The sequence below is a fragment of the Streptomyces anatolicus genome, from assembly GCF_019400875.1.
In the GTDB taxonomy this organism is placed as follows: domain Bacteria; phylum Actinomycetota; class Actinomycetes; order Streptomycetales; family Streptomycetaceae; genus Streptomyces; species Streptomyces anatolicus.
In genome coordinates, this window is record NZ_WMBF01000843.1 from 1 (window position 1) to 1197 (window position 1197).

Annotated in this window: 2 protein-coding genes; both read right to left on the reverse strand. The window is 67.6% G+C overall.

Going from position 1 to position 1197, the window contains the following annotated elements:
- Positions 1 to 436 (reverse strand): putative T7SS-secreted protein (locus tag GKQ77_RS32885; protein ID WP_372460055.1); only part of this gene is annotated, 436 nt, incomplete at its 3' end.
- A gap of 19 nt (positions 437 to 455) precedes the next feature.
- Positions 456 to 1197, reverse strand: a 742-nt coding sequence (locus tag GKQ77_RS32890; RefSeq protein WP_219692801.1) for a hypothetical protein, incomplete at its 5' end; no start/stop codon positions are given.

Sequence of the window (1197 nt, forward strand, 5' to 3'; positions counted from 1 at the left end):
CCTTGTACTTGTCGGCTTCCTTGCCCGCCTTTTCCACCCAGGAGTCGGCCGAGGTGAGGCGGGACTTGGCGGAGGACAGGTCGGCCTGGGCCTCGCGGCCCTTGACCAGGGCCTTGTCGGCCAGGGATTGGGCGCGCTCCAGCTCCGGCCAGTACGCGGCAAGGGCATCGCCCGCCAGCCCGTAGGACTTCTTGAGCTTCTTCAGCTTCTCCGGGGCCTTCTCGAACTTCTCCGTGAAGCCCTCAGCCGTCTTGCCGGCCCACTTGAGGATCGCGTCCTCGCCCGCCATCCCCTTGATGTCCCGCAGCACCTTGCCGACATCGTCGGAGAAGTCGTGCAGGTCCTTGGCGAGCTTGCGCACCCGGTCCGGGTCACCCGGCGTCGGGTCCTTGTCCAGGTCCAGGACATGCCAGTCCCGCGGCCGATTCCCCGCCATACCGCAACCCCCGTCGCCTCTAGCGGTTGATGGCCTGGATCTCCTGGACCACCACGTCCTGCTCCGCGCCGAACTCCCCGTCGGGCAGCTGCCGTTCCCCGTCCACGCCCGTGCCGGTCCAGCGGATCTTCCACGTGACCGTCGCCTTCAGCGGGAACGAACCGTCGCCCGAGGAGCGCAGGTACTTCACGCCGCAGGGCGGGTCCTGTGCCGACTTGCCCTTGGCGTACGGCTCACCGATCTTGCCGTCGACGATCTCGCAGACGCCGGAGCCGGGGTACGTCTCGGCGTCCGGCGTGCCGGGGTCGATCTTCAGGGAGACCGGTTCGGCGGTCGTCGTCGCCTCGATGTCGAGTACGTCGACCCTGGCCGTGACCGACACCGGCTTGAACTCGGCACCGTCAAGCCAGGCCCAGGTGGGGAGGTTCACTTTGGTCTCGTTCTCGGGGGCCAGGGAGATCTTCGTACCGGGCACGCGGATCCTCGCGTACGCCAGTTTCGCCAGCGTCTCCGCGTCGATGACGGGCAGGCCGGGCGGTGGCGGCTCGTTCTCGTCGACCCAGAACGTCTCCTTGTCGCACTTGTCCCAGCCGGGCGGGTACGTCTCGTTGGGGAACCCCGTCCACCAGTAGCCCTTGCCGGCCTTGTCCAGGTTGAAGTTCTTGTACGGCTCGCCCTCGACGTAACGCTTGCGCTGTTCCAGGTCCCACGAGTGGCCCGTGGAGTCCACCGCCCAGACCGCCTCGCGCTCCTTCTTGAAC